Source organism: Cupriavidus necator N-1, from assembly GCF_000219215.1.
Lineage (GTDB): Bacteria > Pseudomonadota > Gammaproteobacteria > Burkholderiales > Burkholderiaceae > Cupriavidus > Cupriavidus necator.
On the sequence record NC_015727.1, the window covers coordinates 468,231 to 486,752 of the forward strand.

At 60.8% G+C, this 18,522-nt stretch carries 18 protein-coding genes and 2 pseudogenes; 9 read left to right on the forward strand and 11 right to left on the reverse strand.

The genetic code is table 11. The features are described from left to right. Window positions 1–150: 150 nt before the first annotated feature. The 3 genes and pseudogenes from CNE_RS32235 (at window position 151) to CNE_RS43195 (ending at window position 1,909) form a co-directional block, all read left to right on the forward strand. Entirely contained in the window at window positions 151–1,236 is a 1,086-nt protein-coding gene (locus CNE_RS32235) for an IS630 family transposase (protein WP_013958932.1), read from the forward strand. A 48-nt stretch (window positions 1,237–1,284) separates the two neighbouring features. Then, a pseudogene (locus tag CNE_RS43190) lies at window positions 1,285–1,500 on the forward strand (class I poly(R)-hydroxyalkanoic acid synthase); the annotation flags it as partial. Window positions 1,501–1,594: 94 nt separating this feature from the next. Further along, on the forward strand, window positions 1,595–1,909 hold the full coding sequence (locus CNE_RS43195) for a hypothetical protein (RefSeq protein ID WP_404997167.1): 315 nt from the start codon (window positions 1,595–1,597) through the stop codon (window positions 1,907–1,909). On the opposite strand, the gene CNE_RS32245 is transcribed toward CNE_RS43195, so the two are convergent. Beyond that, window positions 1,887–3,155, reverse strand: a complete 1,269-nt coding sequence (locus tag CNE_RS32245) for a glucoamylase family protein (protein WP_041229014.1) — start codon at window positions 3,153–3,155, stop codon at window positions 1,887–1,889. The genes CNE_RS43195 and CNE_RS32245 overlap by 23 nt on opposite strands. Window positions 3,156–3,527: 372 nt before the next feature. Here CNE_RS32245 and CNE_RS32250 point away from each other — a divergent pair, with 372 nt between their 5' ends. After that, window positions 3,528–3,725, forward strand: a complete 198-nt coding sequence (locus CNE_RS32250) for a hypothetical protein (protein ID WP_041229015.1) — start codon at window positions 3,528–3,530, stop codon at window positions 3,723–3,725. 400 nt (window positions 3,726–4,125) lie between these two features. On the opposite strand, the pseudogene CNE_RS42975 reads toward CNE_RS32250, so the two are convergent. Both CNE_RS42975 and CNE_RS32255 read right to left on the reverse strand, forming a co-directional pair. Next, a pseudogene (locus tag CNE_RS42975) lies at window positions 4,126–4,308 on the reverse strand (tyrosine-type recombinase/integrase); the annotation flags it as partial. Between the two features lie 48 nt (window positions 4,309–4,356). Continuing rightward, a complete protein-coding gene (locus CNE_RS32255; RefSeq protein ID WP_013958936.1) occupies window positions 4,357–4,899 on the reverse strand; it encodes a Cache 3/Cache 2 fusion domain-containing protein in 543 nt (180 codons plus the stop codon). A gap of 873 nt (window positions 4,900–5,772) precedes the next feature. Between CNE_RS32255 and CNE_RS32260 the strand changes: the two genes are divergently transcribed. Further along, the gene (locus CNE_RS32260) at window positions 5,773–6,927 is read left to right on the forward strand and encodes an IS110 family RNA-guided transposase (RefSeq protein ID WP_013958800.1); all 1,155 of its coding nucleotides are present in this window, start codon (window positions 5,773–5,775) and stop codon (window positions 6,925–6,927) included. A 784-nt stretch (window positions 6,928–7,711) separates the two neighbouring features. On the opposite strand, the gene CNE_RS38755 is transcribed toward CNE_RS32260, so the two are convergent. Continuing rightward, the gene (locus CNE_RS38755) at window positions 7,712–7,990 is read right to left on the reverse strand and encodes a class III extradiol ring-cleavage dioxygenase family protein (protein WP_238553199.1); all 279 of its coding nucleotides are present in this window, start codon (window positions 7,988–7,990) and stop codon (window positions 7,712–7,714) included. A 71-nt stretch (window positions 7,991–8,061) separates the two neighbouring features. Between CNE_RS38755 and CNE_RS42405 the strand changes: the two genes are divergently transcribed. Further along, entirely contained in the window at window positions 8,062–8,511 is a 450-nt protein-coding gene (locus CNE_RS42405) for a hypothetical protein (protein WP_238553200.1), read from the forward strand. A gap of 15 nt (window positions 8,512–8,526) precedes the next feature. Here the strand turns inward: CNE_RS42405 and CNE_RS32270 are convergent, their stop codons facing one another. The 5 genes from CNE_RS32270 to CNE_RS32290 form a co-directional block, all read right to left on the reverse strand. Beyond that, complete coding sequence (locus CNE_RS32270; RefSeq protein WP_013958940.1) at window positions 8,527–9,018, reverse strand: MaoC/PaaZ C-terminal domain-containing protein; 492 nt, start codon at window positions 9,016–9,018, stop codon at window positions 8,527–8,529. Between the two features lie 90 nt (window positions 9,019–9,108). After that, the gene (locus tag CNE_RS32275; protein WP_041229016.1) at window positions 9,109–10,074 is read right to left on the reverse strand and encodes a Bug family tripartite tricarboxylate transporter substrate binding protein; all 966 of its coding nucleotides are present in this window, start codon (window positions 10,072–10,074) and stop codon (window positions 9,109–9,111) included. 57 nt (window positions 10,075–10,131) lie between these two features. Next, the gene (locus tag CNE_RS32280; protein ID WP_013958942.1) at window positions 10,132–11,535 is read right to left on the reverse strand and encodes an MmgE/PrpD family protein; all 1,404 of its coding nucleotides are present in this window, start codon (window positions 11,533–11,535) and stop codon (window positions 10,132–10,134) included. 83 nt (window positions 11,536–11,618) lie between these two features. After that, window positions 11,619–12,572, reverse strand: coding sequence for an electron transfer flavoprotein subunit alpha/FixB family protein (locus CNE_RS32285; RefSeq protein ID WP_013958943.1), 954 nt, complete (start codon window positions 12,570–12,572; stop codon window positions 11,619–11,621). An 18-nt stretch (window positions 12,573–12,590) separates the two neighbouring features. Then, window positions 12,591–13,352: an electron transfer flavoprotein subunit beta/FixA family protein gene (locus tag CNE_RS32290; protein WP_013958944.1), complete on the reverse strand. Its 762-nt coding sequence runs from the start codon at window positions 13,350–13,352 to the stop codon at window positions 12,591–12,593. Window positions 13,353–13,686: 334 nt separating this feature from the next. Here CNE_RS32290 and CNE_RS32295 point away from each other — a divergent pair, with 334 nt between their 5' ends. Continuing rightward, window positions 13,687–14,433 carry a FadR/GntR family transcriptional regulator gene (locus tag CNE_RS32295; RefSeq protein ID WP_238553201.1) on the forward strand — a complete coding sequence of 249 codons (747 nt, stop codon included), beginning with the start codon at window positions 13,687–13,689 and terminating at the stop codon, window positions 14,431–14,433. Here CNE_RS32295 and CNE_RS39865 read toward each other — a convergent pair. Together CNE_RS39865 and CNE_RS32305 are read right to left on the reverse strand one after the other, a co-directional pair. Further along, complete coding sequence (locus CNE_RS39865; RefSeq protein WP_080569634.1) at window positions 14,327–15,346, reverse strand: CaiB/BaiF CoA transferase family protein; 1,020 nt, start codon at window positions 15,344–15,346, stop codon at window positions 14,327–14,329. The genes CNE_RS32295 and CNE_RS39865 overlap by 107 nt on opposite strands. A gap of 26 nt (window positions 15,347–15,372) precedes the next feature. Continuing rightward, entirely contained in the window at window positions 15,373–16,653 is a 1,281-nt protein-coding gene (locus CNE_RS32305; RefSeq protein ID WP_013958947.1) for a CaiB/BaiF CoA transferase family protein, read from the reverse strand. 214 nt (window positions 16,654–16,867) lie between these two features. Here CNE_RS32305 and CNE_RS32310 point away from each other — a divergent pair, with 214 nt between their 5' ends. Next, window positions 16,868–18,067, forward strand: a complete 1,200-nt coding sequence (locus tag CNE_RS32310) for a thiolase family protein (protein WP_013958948.1) — start codon at window positions 16,868–16,870, stop codon at window positions 18,065–18,067. Beyond that, window positions 18,064–18,492 carry a Zn-ribbon domain-containing OB-fold protein gene (locus CNE_RS32315; RefSeq protein WP_013958949.1) on the forward strand — a complete coding sequence of 143 codons (429 nt, stop codon included), beginning with the start codon at window positions 18,064–18,066 and terminating at the stop codon, window positions 18,490–18,492. Before CNE_RS32310 ends, CNE_RS32315 begins: the two co-directional genes overlap by 4 nt. The last annotated feature ends 30 nt before the right edge of the window (window positions 18,493–18,522 follow it).

Consider the following 18,522-nt stretch of genomic DNA (forward strand, 5'->3'; position numbering starts at 1 on the left):
CCCAAATACACTGGAGTTCAACCAGCCAAAAATAGGAAACCAACCAACTTGACAAGGTCAATACATATCAGTGTCATGAGTCTGAAATTCATTGCATTATTTGGCTCGCGTTGTACTCTGCATTGAAGGCACGCACAGGGCGAGGTAGCGATGAGGGGAAGACCAAAGGCGGAACTAATCTTGAGTGAGGCTGAACGCGAGCAGCTCAAGGCGCTGACGATGCGGCGCAAGACGGCACAGGCGTTGGCTTTGCGCGCGCGCATTGTGCTGGCCAGTGCTGAAGGCCTGGACAACAAGACCGTTGCCGCAAAGCAGCGTGTCGACGTGCATACGGTTTCCAAGTGGCGCTCGCGATTCGTCGCGGATCGCCTGGATGGGCTGCTGGATGCTCCGCGCCCAGGGGCGCCGAGGACCATCGCTGACGCACAGGTCGATGCGATTATTGCCAAGACGCTCGAATCCGTGCCAGCCGGGGCTACTCACTGGAGCACGCGCAGCATGGCTCGCGCGGCAGATCTGTCGCAGTCGACCGTGACGCGTATCTGGCGCGCCTTTGGGCTGCAGCCGCATCGACAGGAGACCTTCAAGCTGTCCAGCGACCCATTGTTCGTGGAGAAGGTGCGAGATATCGTGGGGTTGTACCTCGACCCACCGCTCAAGGCCATGGTGTTGTGCGTTGACGAGAAGAGCCAGATTCAGGCGCTGGACCGCACGCAGCCTATTTTGCCGATGGCGCCAGGCATCCCCGAGCGACGCACGCATGACTACATGCGCCATGGCACGACAACGTTGTTCGCCGCGCTGGACATCGCCACAGGAAAAGTTATCGGTGAATTGCATCGCAGACATCGCAGCAGTGAGTTCCTGCAGTTTCTACGCACGATCGAAGCCAATGTGCCACCCAAGCTCGATGTGCATCTCGTCATGGACAACTACGGCACGCACAAGACGGCGTCGATCAAGGCTTGGTTCGCTCGCCATCCACGCTTCCATGTTCATTTCACACCGACCTCCGCCTCGTGGATCAATCAGGTGGAGCGCTGGTTTGCAACCATCACCGAACAATACATCCGCCGCGGCACGCATCGCTCAACCCGACAACTTGAGCAAGCTATCCGCCAATACCTTGACCTGAACAACGCCAACCCCACGCCTTTCGTGTGGACAAAGTCCGCCGATGACATCCTCGCCAGCATCAAGCGATTTTGTCTACGAATTTCTGACTCAGGACACTAGCCCGCCAAGCAACGGCTGCGCTTCTACACGCGCCAGTTCATCGATGCGATGAGCCCTGCCAACTTCGCCGCGACCAATCCGGAGGTGCTGCAACTCGCGTTCGAGGGCGAGAGCCTGCAGGCCGGCCTCAGGAACCTGCTCGCGGACATGCGCAAAGGCGGGCTGTCGATCACCGACGAGACCGGCGTTCGAGATCGGCAAGAACGTGGCAATGTCCGAAGGCGCGGTTGTGTTCGAGGACGTTTTCAGCTGATCCAGTCGCCGCCGCTAACCGAACGGGTGGCAACGCGCCCGCTGCTGATCGTGCCGCCGTCCATCAACAATCTACATCCTGGACTTGCAGCCAGAGAACTCGTTTGTGCGGTTCGCCGTCGAACAAGGCCACACGCTCTTTCTGATGTCGTGGCGCAACCCCGATGCCACGTGTGGCCACGTTACCTGGGGCGATTACCTGAGCCAGGGCGTCATGAAAGCGATCGAAGTGGCGCTGGTCATCAGCGGCGCCGACAAGGAAACTGTACAGGTTCTCGTGTTCAGGAGCGCCGACCCTGACTTCTTCATTTCCCATGTCGATGTGACGCGGGTAGAGGAATACAGGCAGGAGGCGGCGAAACTGACCGGCGAAGCGTCGATCGCACTGCTGTTTCGCATCAGTCTAGCCATCCTCCGCTGAAGGCCGCGCGACGCAATCCGGCCTTGATATAGGGGCATTGCCGCATGAGGGCCCAAATCCGGCCGCTCTGGTAGTTTTCGATCATGATGATCGTCGGGCCCTCATTGATGCCGAAGTGATATTCCGACACCCATCCCGCCGCGCGGGCGGGCTCGCAGGGAAAAGTTGGATTGAATGACGCCTTGAAGCCATAGGGATTGGCTTCACAGAGCCGGAGCCGGTTGAAGTGCGCGATTGTCGGCAACACAATGTCGGGGGCAAACGGGAGGGAGGCCACGACGGCCCACGGCGCGAGGGTGCCGTCGTCCGGCCCGTAGGGAACGCCGCGCGCGATGTAGTCGAAGAACGTGCGCTGCACGCCATTGACCGTACGGGTAACTGTGCCAGGGCCGTCGCTGGCGGTCGTGCCCCAGCAGAACTCTCCATATTGTTCGAAATCCATGGGATTGCGGATCGCGTACTGCTGCTGCACCAGGGTCGCACGGCGGCTGTTCTCGAAGTAGTCGCATTGATGCTGCTGCATGAACGGATCGCGGATGCCGCGAAAGTCTACCCTTGCATGGGAGAGCTGATGGGTGAAGAGGGGGCCGGCATACAGATATTCGATGCCGTAGACCGTCTTCCAGCAATAGCTCGCGACCCACGCCGGATAGCTGTGCGCAGGGATGGGAAACGTCGGGGAGCCAAGCGCGAGGATGTACAGGATCAGTGCCTCGTCATAGCCTTCCCAGTGCCACTTCAGGAATCCGTGCTCGGGCGTCCAGCCGTGGCACAAGAGTGGATTGGCCCCGAGCATCCAGTGCCAGTCCACCCGTCTATAAAGCATGTCGGCCAGCCGCCTTATCTCGGCCTCGCTGGCGGTTTCCTCCTGGAAGAACGCTGCCGCTGTCAGGATGCCCGCCATCAGGATTGCGGTGTCCACACTTGACAACTCGCAGAGCCACGCCCGGCGGCCGGACGTCATGCTCAGAAAATGGTAGTAAAAGCCTTTGTAGCCGCTGGCATCGGGCGCGGTGCTCTGCTCGCAGCATGCCAGGAAGCGCAGCGTTGCCAGCGTGCGCTGTGCGGCGTGGTTGCGCGACATGAAATGGTGGTCGACGCCCACCGGGTAGACCGTGAGCGCCATGCCGATGGCCGCTATGCTGGCGGGCCACTCTAGGCGTGTCTTGTCGAACACCAGGCCGTTTGCCGGGTTCGCCTCGTTCACGAAATAGGCAAACGAATCCCGCTGCAACCCCTGCAGCATTTCAACCTGCGCGATCGACCTGGCGACTCTGGCATTTGTCACGGCCAGCACTACTCCAATCCGGGCTTTGGGGGAACGAGGCGGCATGCCTTAGAGGCTCACCGTGCGCCTTGTATTGCCGCAATTTGCCCGAAGGACGTTCGTGTTTCGTTGTATAACTTGTCCCGGCAAACTGTGCCGTCCGCAGGCGTACAGTCCGCGGGATTTTTTCTCGGATCACCGTCTCGCCGCGCCCGGGCGCAGGTGCCAGCTGGCACGCGCGACGAAGGCCATCTATCGGATTGTCCGTCGTCGTACCGACAGGAAGGATTCCCGCTACTAATCTTCGATTGTGACAAGCAGATGTGTGTCAGGTCTCATCAAGGAGCCGTCATGAACCAAGTACAAATGCAGATCCGCCTCGAACGGGCAAAGAATAGGGTGAGGGAGATCATCGCCGCAGATTTGCTCGGCGCGACGGTGGATGCGAACGGTAAGCCCAAGCAAGCCATCGTCAGCATGCTCGTCGCGCGTGATGATGCGAAGGAAAAAGCTGCGGCGCTGCCATACCACATTAGTGCTGGCCTTTGAGCGGCTTGCGGGGATGCGGGCGGGGGCGTGGACTACTGAGCGGGGAGGGCAGGAGCAGGGAGCATTATGGAGAAGGCGCAATGCGGCGGCAAACCTTCTGGGAATGATTTTCCGATATTGCGTCATCGAACCGCTTCCGGTGCGCATGATGTCGTAGCCGTGTTCGGCCAGAACCGGTGCCGTGGCCTTTACGATGTGCTGGTGCTCGTAGACTGGCCCTACATCGGAACGAACGCACCCAAAGGCGGCCACCCATCCCGGGCCGCAACCCCACTTCTGCTTCGTTCCGACGCCCGCCCCCCAACCCGCTTCGGCGGGTTTCTTGTTTGCGCTTCCGATTAGATCGATCAGGAAGGGCATCGGCGTTCAGATGTACTTCAGTCGTGGCTGCCCTGTTCGGTCAACCAATCTTCTTCGCCAAGTCGGCGGCGGACGGGTGGTAGTACCTTTTGAGCATCGTCAGTCTGCGATGCCCGGACACTGCCGCCAGTTCGATCGGGTTCGGTAGTTTCGCCGCCAGCCGGGTGATCGCCGGATGGCGAAGGTCGTGCCAACGGAGGTTAACCAGTCCGGCGCGTTCGCCCTTTGACCAAAAAGACGCGTCACTGTTAGGTGACGCGACGTCTTGGGATTACTTTGTCTTTGGGTATCCCACGTAGTAGATACCGATGACGTTGCCGCTGGCATCCCGAATGGGTTCATACCCGGTAATATAGGGCTTGCCAAGGATGTCTGCGTCACCATAGTAGGCACCGCCACTACGTATTGCGGCGATAGCCTTGCCCTTTGGGTCGAGAACAGTCCCAATCGCTCTCGATCCGTCGTCCTTCTGCACATTCGTCGCCACACGGACGAAGTCATCGCCGTTCTTGACGAACAATGTTGCCGTGCCGCTATGCTCCTTCTTGACTTCATCAACCACGGCGAAGTTGTTGTTCATCTTGGTCGCGCCAAAGTACAAGGCTGGCGCGGGTTTTCCAGCAACAGCATCTTCTCCTTTGATCCCCGGTACGCCCAATTTGACCGTCTTTGCCTTCAGTGACTCCATGGCCTGCTTTACGTTCTCTGGCGATTGTGCATGGCTCATGGCAGGGGCGAAGATCGGCAACGCGAGTGCATAGACCACGACGGCGATCCATCGCCTGATAGCACCTGCGGGACTTACCTTTGCCATTGTGTCCCCCTTTTTGTCAGCATTGCCGACGAGGCGGGGCGGCAACGTCCCCGGGACCGGGTGGCACCCCATTTGTCCGCTTGGAGTATAGGCAGCCGCAAAACCGGTGTGCGACGTAGCAACATTCTGCAACAGGGATGATGTTGAATGGCGAAATGTGCATATTTTTTTGATTAGTAAGCGATATCGAGTGGCGCTTGGTGTGGCGTCCGACTCCGACTGCTTGGAGTGCCCCGCCGGCTCGATGCGCAGTCGCCAAGCGTCATTTTCGGATGCGGTCCTCGATCGGTGCGGAAATGCCATAGCGGACGCGCCTTATGCTTGCTGTTGAGGATCATTAATTCCGCTAGCGGTGACCGCTATATCCGCTAGCGATCACATGGCTGTAAACATTTGATCTATATGGCAAAACGGCCGTTCAGTGGCAATTTTTTGTCGTTGTGAGAGAGCAACGCCACTTTCCGTCCATGTCCAAGAATTCCGCTAATGCGGCGCGGCGGATCATTAATACAGCTAGCGCGGGCTACGCCGAGCCGGTGTCGGCGAAATTCTGTTGCTGGCCGGGCAGGGCGGACGGGGAGGGTGATAGTTCGGTAGAGCCATGCGTATGACCGCGCGAAAGATCGAAAGAAATAGGGGCATTCTGGCGATCCGCGTTTACGCGACGATCTTCGCGCTGGGGAGATCACCATTGAAAGCACTCGCGAGCATCGGTAGGAGAAGAGCGTTTTTCCTTAATCTATCCTGGCTGGCACCCACATTGGCGGAATTAGCGGTCGCCATTAGCCGAAATAGATCCTATGTAGGGGAAGAATCGCCAAGACGGCTAGCAGTAGGATTGATGGGGCACGAGCTCGCTCAATGGAGGGCATCATGAACGCCGATCACGCTACCGAACTACATGCTGAAGACGCCATCCTGGCGGTATCTCTCGAACTGTCGGCCGCACAATGGAAGGTTGCACTTCACGACGGATTCAGGGAGCAACCCGCGGTTCACTCGGTCGGTGCTCTACAAGCCGCTTCTCGACTGCAGGCCGTGCTTGATCTGATCGAGCAGCAAAAGCGCAAGTGGTCGCTGCCTTCGCATGTGCGTGTGGTCGTGAGCTACGAAGCTGGACAGGACGGATTCTGGATCCTTCGGTCGCTGCGCTCGCGCGGCATCGACTGTTATATGGTCGATGCCGCGAGCATCCCGGTGGAGCGCCACAAGCGGCGTGCGAAGACGGACCGCCTCGATGCAATCAAGCTCGTCACCAATCTACGTGCATGGCTACATGGCGAGCGAGACCGTATGCGGGTGGTGCGTGCGCCCTCTCTGCAGGATGAAGCGTCGCGTCATCTGATTCGCGATCGCGGACAACTGCAGAAGGAAGTCATGCAGCACCGCGACCGCATGCGCAAACTGCTTGTTACCGTTGGCTGTTGGGACGAGGTTGACCACCGTGCATTCGCCAAGCGGCTCGCTCGCGGCGAACTGACCTGCCACGACGGCTCGCCGTTGCCAGACGAACTGCGCGAACGGTTGCTGCGTGAATCGCATCGCCTGGAACTCGCCGAGCAGCAACTCAAGGATCTCCAGCGTACTCTTCATGACCGCCTACCCGAGCCGGTACGTGAGCGAATCACCTGGCTCAAGCGCTTGAGGGGAGTGGGTGACATTGGTGCATCGCGTCTTATGCTCGAACTGTTCTGGCGGCAGTTCCGCAACCGCCGACAGCTCGGCGCGTGCGTAGGACTCGTGCCCCAGCCCTACGACAGCGGCCAGAGCCGGGTCGATCAGGGTATTAGCAAGCAAGGCAATCGACGGGTACGGGTTCAGCTTATCGAGATGGCTTGGGGCTGGCTCCGATACCAGCCTGGCAGTGCGCTTACACGATGGTTCAACGAACGCACCCAAGGTACCGGGCCCAACCGCCGTGCCCGCCGCATTGCCATCGTCGCGCTCGCCAGGCGCCTCGTGATTGCACTATGGCGTTACCTAACGGAAGGCATCATTCCCGACGGGGCCCAGTTCAAACTGGCATGACATCAGTTGCGATGTCGCAAAACAATCGAGGGTGAGATGAGTTGTGCCCGCGCAGATCGCTGGCCTGCTGAGCGCGGCCGATAATTAGATGGGGCACATCTCCCGGATTGCACTATCCGGCGCCACGCGCATAAAGGATGAGGCCGGTACTACCGGCGGATAGAAGTTGGTGAGACGTCGATGTCTCACGTGCGCACCAGCCGTCTCCCCCTTACGTTAGTCGAGCCCACGCAGCCCGACCTCGAGGACTCTTTATGATCTGAATCTTTGTAGAAAGCTTGTCGCCACTTGACAAACTATTCCCCATAGAAGCGATCTGCAACAGCACGCTCGCCGCCACTGTCGGCGCCGGCGAATAAAAAAATGGCCTGCCCGGCGAGAGCGTCAAAAAAAGCGCAATTAATCGCCAATCCGCTCATGTAACAGCTTGTGTATGGCAGTCAAGGGCGGGGGACTCCGTGAAGTGCTCGCGAACCGATGGCAGGTCCGGCCTATGCGCGGTCATCACCGGCCATCGGCAGGGCTGATGATAGAGGAAGACAGGTTTGGCGTTCCGACCTGGTCACACCCTGCAGCGATGCGATGATCTTCCGCGAGACCACGTACCGCTTCAGGCAGCTTTCGTTCCATCGCGCCCTGGTGGGCCGGCGACTGCCTACTGCTGAACCTCGCGGGGCGTGGCTATTTCGCCTATTGCAGCGATGTTAAGCGCGAGAGCATACGGACTCGCCAGCCGTAACAGCATGGGTACCTGAGGACTGGCCGGTAGTCTGAAATCCGTCCTTCAGTCAGAGCCCTGGCGCGCAAATCTGTAGACATCCATCGCCAGGATCCCGTGATCCACCTCGGCAAACTCGCGCTGCATTGCCGGCGCCGCGCCGTTCCCAGCGGCTGCGCCCAGCGCGACAAACAAAGGCATCAGGTGTTCTTCGGTCGGATGGGCGCGCACCCCCGATGCCGCGAGGCGTCTGTAGTCCAGCAGTTCGGCCGTCTTGCCATCCTGGAGGCGGTCGTACACCCATTGCTGGAAGTCCGGTACGATCGCTACCTGATCCAACGCCACCTTCTCGCGCGACCATTCGCACCATGCACCAACTGGGCGACCGCATTCGAGCAACCCGCGCAGGGGACGGGATGCTCATTGACCAGGCGGCGGGGCACTGCGGTGTCGCCATCGGCATGCTTTCCAAACTAGAGAACGGTAAGGGCGTTAATCTCGAGCACGCTCTGCATGCGATGGACGGACTGGGTTTGACGATGCTGGTCGTCCCCAAGGCACATGCGCCTTGGCTCGAACAGGCAGCGGCCCATGCGGCCAAGATCGGCGAGGATGCTGTGTGGCTGGAGGAGTCGCGTGGCGCCATGATCAGCGCAGGTGTAATGCTGGGCTGCGGCCTGCGCGCGATGTACAGCTGGATTTGTCCGGTTGGCCAACGGATCGCCTCGCGCAATTCCGCCGGTTCGTTCACCACGTGCATGCCCCGACCGACATGCTACAGTGGCCCCTTGTGTGCGCCCGAGCTGTCGCAGCTGTTCCCGCTGGAATGCCGGGGCATCGCCACCTTCGACGTGGCACTGCGCTAGGCTCCTTGGCAACGCTTATTGGGGCGGCTCTTCAGTCGACCGACACTTGTACATGAGCGAGATCACCATTGAGTGCACTGTCTCGCCGCGTTGATTCTTGACAATGCGGTCGCAGATGACGATGCCCTGCTTGCCGCTGCTGGTCAACTTCTTCTCGGTGGGCGTGATGAATACCTGGACGGTGTCGCCTGCCTTGACCGGAAGGTGCATCCGCCACTTGTCCAGACCGAGCATCGCGACGATGGTGCCGTCGTTAATGCCGCTTAGGCACTGGAGCCCGCCGGCGATCGCCAGCACGAGCGGGCCGTGGGCAATGGGTTCTCCATAGGGTTGCGTCTTGCAGAACTCGTGATCGATATGGGGGGCATTGTGGTCGCCCGACAGGCAAGCGAAATTGACAATATCGGTCAGCGTGACAGTGCGTCGCGACGTTACGATAGTCTTGCCAATTTCGAAATCCTCGAAATAGAGGCCACGCGGTTGATAGCGAGCTGCGTCATCAGTCATTGGGCAATCCAGGAAAGGTGGTAGGCTAAAAGAGCGATTCGGGCGACGTTCGTGCCAGTTAGAAAAGGCTTCATCCGTCAGGCGGCATGCCTACTGTTTTTCGATGCCGGCAAGCTCCGCAATACGCACATAGCGAGCCGTGTCTCGACCAATCAAAGACGCATACGCCTCGGGCGTCGACGATTTGGCTTCAATTCCGAGCAAGGCAAACTGCCGCCGTACTTCACCCGATTCCACAGCCTTCACAATTTCGGCGTTCAGCCGGCTGACAATCTCGCGCGGCGTTCCCGCCGGCGCAAGCAGCCCGAGCCAGCCGGTGAACTCGAAGTCCTTGTAGCCGAGTTCCTGCATGGTGGGAGTGTCGGGCAGCAAATCGGATCGCTTTGCGCTCAGCATCGCAAGAGGCTTGACGCGGCCACTTCGTATATGAGGCATGATAGGGCCGAGAGAATCCGAGATGACCGTTAGCCTGCCCCCGATCAGATCGGACTGAGCTTCAGCAGGGCCCTTGTAAGGGATGGGGGTTATGTCCGTTCCCACCCGCTGATTGAGTGATTCCATGGCGAGCTGGTAGAGGCCCGCCGAACTGCCGTAGGTCACCGTCCCGGGCGCGCGTTTCGCTTGTGCGATGAGATCTGAAACGGAGTTGATCGAGGCGTCCTTGCGTGTCACAAGTAGCAATGGCGTGGCAGCGACCAGCGAAATGGGCGTGAAGTGCTTGCGTGGATCGAAGGGCGGGGACCTGAGTAATGCGGGGGGCACCATGGTCGAGGACGCGCTCGACAGCACGAGTGTATACCCGTCCGGGTTGGTGCGCATGGCGGCCTGCATGCCAAGCACCCCATTGGCGCCAGGACGATTCTCGACAATGACCGGCTGCCCAAGCGGCGCCGCAATCCGGGTCGCCACAGCACGCGCAGTGATGTCTGAGGTCGATCCTGCCGTGAACGGCACGATGATCCGGATGGGCCGGGTCGGGTAGCCGGGCTCGGCAGACGCGCCAGCGCATGCCATGCTCATCGCTAATGCAAGACCCGCAAATGAAGCGCCTCTCATAATCGTTTTCCTCTCTCGTTCTGGCCTGGGGATGTGATAGGGATCAGGCTGCCTGCGTCAGGCGCAAGCCACGCGCGGATCCGTCTGCAATGAGTCGACCAGCCACTCGCAATCGGTATATTCTTCGAGTGCCAGTACGCGTTTCGCATACGCATGCGCCTTGTCTGGGGAGATGTGCCAGGAGACCAGTGCGACGAATTTCTCCACGATGTCGCTCGCGCTGAGGGGGTTCGAGGGAGCCCCGCGCGGTGCATCCTGATACAGAGACTGCGATCGGTCCGAGTGCCGATGCCGGATGGAGACCTGGCTGCGCTCATAGTGATTCAGCGACGGATCTGAAACGGCAACGATGTTCGATATGACTGCGCGCACATCGGGGCGGTCGAGATACTGGTGAAGCTCGAGGCCGTGTCCGGGCAGAATGACATCGAACCCGCAAGCCGCAAGCGCGAGGCAGTAGCGGATATCGAAGCGCGCCTCGTTCGCCGTGCGAGGCGGCTCGGTCTTGGCCACCGCTTCGTGCACATACGCTGGCAGCCTGACTTCAATGTCGCACTCGGCAAGGTCGCCCTGCCAGCCACGCCGCAAGGCGGCGAGTGCATCGACTGCGGAATGGATATACCCGCAGCAAGCGTGAAGCTTGCGACGTGGGGCGAGCAACGCCCAGTTCTCCAACGACACCCCCGTGTTCTGACGGCCGCTCTTGGATACCGTCGAGAAGTACCCAAGGTCACCGTCAAGCAGTTGAAGTGGGCCTGTCATGCCGTGGCTGGCATACTGCACCGCAGTGACGGCGGTAGCCGCCGGCTGCGCCCCGAATAGCATGGGCTTGACAGTGCCGCCCTGGCGGAAGATGACCTCCGCAGGGCACCAGCCGGCCAGCGCCCCCGAAATCGCCAGCGCATGGCGGGTTTGCTTGTCATCCAGTCCGCGCAAGTGTGCCACGCCTGACGCGGCGCCGACAGAAGATGGCAGCCCGACGGGGGTTAGACCCACTTCACCATATGGCTTCAATGACGGATAGACGGCTGTGTAGACGGCGCTGGTCAGTTCGATGGCGCGCACCACGGCTTCGATCAGCTGGCGACCACTCGCGCCAACCGCCTCGGCCGTGGCGACAGCCGCAGTCACGCAACCGATGCTCGCGTGGCCACCAATCAGGTCGTTCAATTCCAGAATGTCCCCCGCGTAGCCGTTCGCAATAACTGCCGCTGCGATCGGCATCTTGCTGCCGTGGACAAATACGGAAGCCTGATCACCGGCCTGGGTAGATGTGGCTGACGGTCCGGCGACGAGTCTGGATTCCTCGGCCTGCATGCCGGCGACAATGCAGCCGATGGTGTCGAGAATGCAAAGCTTGGCCTGGGTAACGACGGCATCGGGCAGGCGGTCGAAGCGACAATGCGCGGCGCGCGTATGGAGGTGGTCGAGGAACGTGGCAGCAGTAGGGGGCGAAGTCATGATGGAGACTCAAGGCCTTCAAAAGGAGAGGGAGTACAGCCGCAAACATTGCCGGCCGCGTCACGGCCGGCAAGCTGACGGCATCAGCCCAGCGCGGCCACCAGCTCCGGAACCACGGTGTTCAGATCGCCCACCAGGCCGTAGTCGGCCACCGAGAAGATCGGGGCTTCGGCGTCCCTGTTGATCGCGACGATCACCTTGGAGTCCTTCATGCCGGCCAGGTGCTGGATCGCGCCGGAGATACCGGCGGCGATATACAGCTGCGGCGCGACGATCTTGCCGGTCTGGCCGACCTGGTAGTCGTTCGGCACGAAGCCGGCGTCCACGGCAGCGCGCGAGGCACCCAGCGCGGCGCCCAGCTTGTCGGCCAGCGGCGTCAGCACCTTGGTGTAGTTCTCACCCGAACCTACGCCACGGCCACCCGAGACGATGATCTTGGCGGCGGTCAGTTCCGGACGGTCGCTCTTGGCCACTTCGCGCGAAACAAACTGCGAAACGCCTGCGTCGGCCATGGCCGGCAGGGTTTCAACGGCGGCCGAGCCACCTTCGGCGGCCGAGCCACCTTCGGCGGCAGCGGCGTCAAAGGCGGTGCCGCGCACGGTGATGACCTTGATCTTGTCTTCCGACTTGACCGTGGCAATGGCGTTGCCGGCGTAGATCGGGCGCTCGAACGTGTCCGGGGCGTCGACCTTGGAGATTTCCGAGATCTGGGCCACGTCCAGCTTGGCAGCCACGCGCGGCAGGATGTTCTTGCCGTACGGGGTGGCCGGAGCCAGGATGTGCGAGTAGTCGTTGGCGATGGTCAGCGCCTGCTCGGCCACGTTCTCGGCCAGGCCGTCACCGAAGTACGGTGCGTCGGCCAGCAGGACCTTGGTCACGCCGGCGATCTTGGCGGCGGCGTCAGCCGCGGCCTTGGCGTTGGAACCAGCCACCAGCACGTGCACGTGGCCGCCGCACTGGGCAGCGGCGGTCACGGTGTTCAGCGTGGCGGCCTTGATGGATTGATTGTCGTGTTCAGCAATGACGAGTGCAGTCATGTTATTTCTCCCCCGCGCTCAGATAACCTTGGCTTCGTTCTTCAGCTTCTGCACCAGCGTCGCGACGTCCGGCACCATCACACCCGCGCTGCGCTTGGCAGGCTCGACCACCTTCAGGGTCGCCAGGCGCGGCTTGACGTCGACGCCGAGGTCTTCCGGCTTGACGGTATCGAGCGGTTTCTTCTTGGCCTTCATGATGTTCGGCAGCGTGACGTAGCGCGGCTCGTTCAGGCGCAGGTCGGTCGTGACCACGGCCGGCAGCTTGAGCGACAGCGTTTCCAGGCCGCCATCGACTTCACGCGTGACCGAGGCCCGCTTTTGCCCACCCTCGTCGGCAACCACCACCTTCGAGGCAAACGTGGCTTGCGGCAGGCCAGCCAGCGCGGCCACCATCTGACCGGTCTGGTTGGAGTCGTCGTCGATGGCCTGCTTGCCCAGGATCACCAGTTGCGGCTGTTCCTTGTCGATCAGCGCCTTCAGCAGCTTGGCCACGGCCAGCGGTTGCAGGTCTTCATTCGATTCCACCAGGATGCCGCGGTCGGCACCGATAGCCATCGCGGTGCGCAGGGTTTCCTGGCACTGCGTGACACCGCACGAGACGGCGATCACTTCGGTGGCAGCGCCGACTTCCTTCAGGCGCACAGCCTCTTCCACGGCGATTTCGTCGAAGGGGTTCATGCTCATCTTCACATTGGCCAGATCGACGCCACTGTCGTCCGCCTTGACGCGGACCTTGACGTTGTAATCCACCACCCGCTTGACTGCGACGAGTACTTTCATCGTATCTACTCAGCTATTCAACAATTGACCATACCTGCCAGGCGCGGCGAACGAACGCTCCGCTGTAACTCAGTTGCAGCAGTTCAGGGTTCCGCGCGCCTGCGTGCACGGATAAGAAAAGTCATTGGTTGAGCCAATGGTACTTTGATCGCGAATTACGCGTCAATGAAGCCGAACCTAGTGATTTCCCTGACGTGACGGCCGGAAGTTCATTGGTCCTATCAATGGAACCGTCGGCCGCGGTGTGCTACGATGTACGCGGACCTGTGGCGCGTCGAGCGTCGTGAAAGCGCACCAAAAGCAGTCAGAAAAGGGTAAAGCAGTGGAAATGCACATGGACCAAACCGGGCAGGCTGCCGTTTCTGAGGAAGCCGCTTTCGAACCGATCTCGGTCAGCCGGGCGGTCGACGAAATCGCTAGGCAGATCCGGCAGGAGGTGATGGCAGGCAGGCTTAAGCCGGGTCAAAAGCTTCCTCCTGAACGCGACCTTTGCGTGCGTTTCGGCGTGAGCCGCAACACTTTGCGCGAAGCCTTGCGTGCGCTTGAGATTTCCGGCCTCGTCGAGCTCAAGAAGGGCGCTACAGGTGGTGCGTTCATCAAGAAGGGCGACAAGGACGTTGTCATTACCGGATTGACGGACCTCTACTATCTCGGGTCGATCACGCCGGAGCAACTGACCGAAGCGCGGGTCATGCTTGCTGACCTTGTGGTCCGCGACGTTTGCCTGAAGGCAACTGAAGCGGACCTCGAGGCACTACAGGCGAACGTCGCCGCGGCCGAGGCGGCGCAAAAGACGGGAAATATTGAGGAGCGTGCGCGCATTAACCTCGAGTTCCATCGTCTTCTCGTCAGGATTTCCGGTAATCCCATCCTGATCCTCACGATGGAGGCCATCTTGAAAGTGATGGTCGATTACATTGCGGAGATTGGCTATAACGAGAACCGTTTCGTACTCCCATCGCGGCGCAGGCTTGTCAAGTTCCTTGTCGAACGAAATGCGGACGAGGCTGCCAGCGAGATGACCGCGCATCTTCGGCGCGTGCATCGCTACTATCTGTCGCAGGTCGGGAATAATGGCTGAGTGGTCTGTCTTCGTTGCAGTCCAGGCAGACAGGGTCTGCTGCAAAGATCCGCGTCAGTTCCGCTCTCAGTGCCGGCCATCGGCTCCGGTCGTGTTGTGCATCCCGCAGCGCCGGATTCAAGCCGATGCGCTCGCACAACAGCGCGAAGAACTGCGGTTCGATCGCGCCGATGCAGATGTATTCGCCATCGGCGGCGCGGTACACCGCGTAGTAAGGAGCGCCCCCATCCAGCATGTTGTCGCCGCGGTGCTCGGTGTAAAGGCCCCGCAGACTTTGGCTCTGAGACAGGCTCATCAACGAGAGCGCGCCGTCACAGATCGCGGCGTCCACCACCTGTCCACGACCCGAGGTGCGCGCTTCGATCAGAGCGGCAAGGATGCCTGTCACGAGGTACAGGCTACCCCCGCCATAGTCTCCGAGCAGGTTCAGCGGCGGTACCGGTGCGCCATCGCGCTCGCCGATCGCAGCCAGTGCTCCCGACAGCGCGATGTAGTTGATATCGTGGCCAGCGGTTTGTGACAGTGGCCCTTCCTGTCCCCAGCCCGTCATGCGGCCGTAGACCAGTCTCGGATTGACTGCCGCCACCGCCTCCGGCCCCAGGCCGAGGCGTTCCATCACCCCCGGGCGGAATCCCTCCACGAGCGCGTCGGTGTGGGCCAGCAACGCGAGCGCCTGATCGCGGTCGCCCGGGTGCTTGAGGTCCAGCAGCACGGTGCGCCTACCGCGTCCGATCAGGTCATGGGGGTGAACCTGTCTCGCGCCCGGGCGGTCGATGCGCACAATATCCGCGCCCATGTCCGCCAGCAGCATGCAGGCAAACGGACCAGGCCCCAACCCCGCAAACTCCGCGATGCGTACGCCAGCCAAAGGCCCTTTCTTCTGCACGACAGCGTTGGATTCACGCAAGATCATGTTTCCGTTGCCAGCCATAACCGGGATTATGCTTGTGGTACCGGCGCAGCACCCAGGGCGCCGGCGCGCTCGAGAGCCGCGATCCGCGCGTCGTCGTAGTGAAGGACTTCGCGCAGCACTTCGAGGGTGTGCTGACCCACCGCGGGCGCCGGCCGCGGCGCCACGGCAGGCGTTTCGGATAGCCTCATCGGCGATTCAATGTGGGGAATCCAGCCTTTTACGGGATGGGGAATACGGTTTGTCAGACCGCGTGACTGGGCCTCGCCAGAGCGCAACGCCTCGCCAAGTGTACGGACTTCGCCGTGTGGTATGGAGGCTGCGCGCAACTTAGCTTGCCAGTGGCTCCATGGCTGCGCCGAAAAAGCCTCGTTGAGAATCCCAAACAGTTCGTCACGATGATTAAGCCGATCGAAGCTTCTCACCAGATCGGGACGAGCCGCAATATCCGGGCGTCCCAAGACATCGCCGAACAGGCGCGCAAAGATCTTGTCGTTCCCACAATGCAGGTAAAAGGGGCGGTCCGCCGCGCGAAACACCCCCGACGGGCAGGTATCCGGGGTTGAGTTGCCGTGGCGCTGGGGATCCTTTCCGGTCAGCAAGTTCTGCATGCCGGCGAATCCGGTCATCATCACAGCGGTATCAAATAGCGATACCTCCACAAACTGTCCCTTCCCGGTGCGCTCGCGTGCCAATAAGGCAAGCAGCAGTGCATTGCTCGCCATCAGGGCCGTCCCCATATCCATTACCACCGGCCCGCTGCGGACGCCGGGGCGGTCAGGGTAGCCATTCATGGACATGTAACCGCTCTCAGCCTGCACGACAGGGTCGAAACCCAGTCGATCCGCATATGGCCCCGTACGCCCATACGCGGACACGGAACAGTAAATGAGGCGTGGATTGAGTTGCGCGCAGCGCTCGTAGCCAAGTCCAAGACGCTCCATGACGCCGCTCGAAAAGTTCTCGAACACGACGTCGGCAGTGGCGATCAGATCGAGCGCTACCTTCGCACCTTCCTCGGTCTTGATATCTAGCGCGAGACTGCGCTTGTTTCGATTGCTCCAAAGGTACGGGCCGCCTTGCGCAGGTAGCTCGGGATCCAGTGGGGGGTAATAGCGAAAATCCTCCCCGCGCCCAGGTCGCTCAATCTTGATTACATCAGCGCCAAAGTCCCCCAGGATCATTGTCGCGAATGGCCCAGCGATGAAATGCGAAAAGTCCACCACTTTTAGTCCGCTCACGGCGCTTTCTCTTGGCTGAGATGGCGTCTCACGCACTGGTAGCTCTTCGATATAGCCCTGGTTAAACATGGTCTCCTTCTCCAACGTTTGTCAATGGCTCAACCAATGTAATGGATCGCCGCAGCGTAGTCAACGATTGCGACTCGAGTTGGGAAGGGGGCCTCTGAGTGAAATCCCTGATTTGACATCATGACTTCATTGGTTCTACCATTGGATAAAATCGAACGTGTGCATTGGCGGGAACGAGCGTTCCGCTGCATGCACGAGTGATGGAGACAAGGCAATGAGCAAGAAAAAGCGCATCGCGATCATCGGCGCGAGTGCCATTCCGGTGGGGCGGCACCAGACGGCGGACACGGAGGACATCCACACGCTGGAGCACGAGATTCTGCTTCGCCTGGTGCTTGAGGCGACGCGCGATGCCGGCGTGGAGAAGCGCGATATCGAGAGCCTGGTCTTCACGTTGCCGCGTCCCTATACGCGCCAGAAGTATTTGCACACCTTCATGGTTGGCAAACTCAAGCTGCCATGCCGGGGTACCGTGCTCGAGGTGATGGGCAATGGCATGACCGCGGCGCTGGCGCTGGACCAGGCATGCAATGAGATCCTGCTGGGTAGGGCCAAAGTCGCACTGGCACTCGGCGTCAATATGGAAACGGCGGTTTCTTCTGCCGAGCACGCCATGAGCAGCATGCGCGCGACCGGTGACGTCGACTTCCATGTGCCGGCAGGCTTCACGCCAATCTCGTGGTACGCCATGGATGCCACCCGTTATATGCACGAGTATGGCGCCACGCGCGAGCAGCTGGCTGCCGTGGCCGTGAAGAACCGCTTCCATGCGTCCATGAACCCGCTGGCCCAATACCGGAAGCCGGTCACGATGCAGGACGTATTGGAACAGCGGCCGATCGTTGAGCCATTGGGGCTGTACGACGTGCCCCCCCGCGGGGACGGGGCGGCCTGCCTGGTACTTGCAAGCGAGGATGTTGCACTGGCTACCGGCCGCCCGTATGTGCTGATCCAAGGCCGCGGCTTCCACCATGACGGCTCCCACCAGATCAGTGACGTGCCCAACGACATGATCGGTTTCGAGGCAGCGCGTGTGGCTTCGGCATATGCGTACGCAGAGGCCGGCATCACGCCTGCCGACCTGGACATGGCGGAACCCTATGCGCCTTGCACGATTGTCGAGATCTTGGTCAGCGAGGCCCTCGGACTGGTGCCGCGCGGCCGCGGATCGATCGCTGCGCTCGAAGGAGAAACAACCCTGGGCGGCAGGATTCCGATATCGACCTCGGGTGGTCTGATCTCGCGTGGCCATCCGTCCTATGTCACGTCGCTCTACAACTACGTGGAGATCGCCGAGCAACTACGGGGCCGCGCGGGAGACCGCCAGGTGAAGGACGCCAGATGGGGGGTTGCCACCGGTGAACTGGGCAACTACAACGCTGCGCTGGTTCACGTGTTCGAGGGAGTTCAATGATGCTCAAGACCGTCGATATGGCCGCCGCACGCGCCTATCCGCCCCGTGTATCGAAAGCGACCGAGCCCTTCTGGAGCGCACTTGCGCAAGGCCGCTGGATCACTACCGGCTGCTGCGACTGCGGCAAGCAGAGTTTTCCGCCACAGATCATTTGCCCGCATTGCTGGTCCGATTCACTCGAATGGACCGAGCTCAGTCAGCGCGGCGTTATCTATTCCTGGACGCGCGTGCACGCTGCGCCGACCATCTTCGCGGCAGAGGCCCCGTACTGCGTCTGTATTGTCGACCTGGACTGCGGCGTGCGCATCGCATGCAAGCTGCTAGAGACAGAAGCCGTTGCCCCAAGCGTTGGCATGCCCGTCGAGATGGTCCGGCTGCGCTACGAGGACGGAGACCTGTTCGCCGCCCGGGCTCTGCAGCGCTGAGCAATTGTCCTCGCGCGGCGGCCACGGTAC

Excerpts from the sequence above, each read along its gene's own strand:
- CNE_RS32235 (WP_013958932.1), top strand. The coding sequence starts at position 151 with ATGAGGGGAAGACCAAAGGCGGAACTAATCTTGAGTGAGGCTGAACGC.
- CNE_RS32245 (WP_041229014.1), bottom strand. The coding sequence starts at position 3,155 with ATGCTGCAGGGGTTGCAGCGGGATTCGTTTGCCTATTTCGTGAACGAG.
- CNE_RS32250 (WP_041229015.1), top strand. The coding sequence starts at position 3,528 with ATGAACCAAGTACAAATGCAGATCCGCCTCGAACGGGCAAAGAATAGG.
- CNE_RS32255 (WP_013958936.1), bottom strand. The coding sequence starts at position 4,899 with ATGGCAAAGGTAAGTCCCGCAGGTGCTATCAGGCGATGGATCGCCGTC.
- CNE_RS32260 (WP_013958800.1), top strand. The coding sequence starts at position 5,773 with ATGAACGCCGATCACGCTACCGAACTACATGCTGAAGACGCCATCCTG.
- CNE_RS42405 (WP_238553200.1), top strand. The coding sequence starts at position 8,062 with ATGCTCATTGACCAGGCGGCGGGGCACTGCGGTGTCGCCATCGGCATG.
- CNE_RS32270 (WP_013958940.1), bottom strand. The coding sequence starts at position 9,018 with ATGACTGATGACGCAGCTCGCTATCAACCGCGTGGCCTCTATTTCGAG.
- CNE_RS32275 (WP_041229016.1), bottom strand. The coding sequence starts at position 10,074 with ATGAGAGGCGCTTCATTTGCGGGTCTTGCATTAGCGATGAGCATGGCA.
- CNE_RS32280 (WP_013958942.1), bottom strand. The coding sequence starts at position 11,535 with ATGACTTCGCCCCCTACTGCTGCCACGTTCCTCGACCACCTCCATACG.
- CNE_RS32285 (WP_013958943.1), bottom strand. The coding sequence starts at position 12,572 with ATGACTGCACTCGTCATTGCTGAACACGACAATCAATCCATCAAGGCC.
- CNE_RS32290 (WP_013958944.1), bottom strand. The coding sequence starts at position 13,352 with ATGAAAGTACTCGTCGCAGTCAAGCGGGTGGTGGATTACAACGTCAAG.
- CNE_RS32295 (WP_238553201.1), top strand. The coding sequence starts at position 13,687 with ATGGACCAAACCGGGCAGGCTGCCGTTTCTGAGGAAGCCGCTTTCGAA.
- CNE_RS39865 (WP_080569634.1), bottom strand. The coding sequence starts at position 15,346 with ATGATCTTGCGTGAATCCAACGCTGTCGTGCAGAAGAAAGGGCCTTTG.
- CNE_RS32305 (WP_013958947.1), bottom strand. The coding sequence starts at position 16,653 with ATGTTTAACCAGGGCTATATCGAAGAGCTACCAGTGCGTGAGACGCCA.
- CNE_RS32310 (WP_013958948.1), top strand. The coding sequence starts at position 16,868 with ATGAGCAAGAAAAAGCGCATCGCGATCATCGGCGCGAGTGCCATTCCG.
- CNE_RS32315 (WP_013958949.1), top strand. The coding sequence starts at position 18,064 with ATGATGCTCAAGACCGTCGATATGGCCGCCGCACGCGCCTATCCGCCC.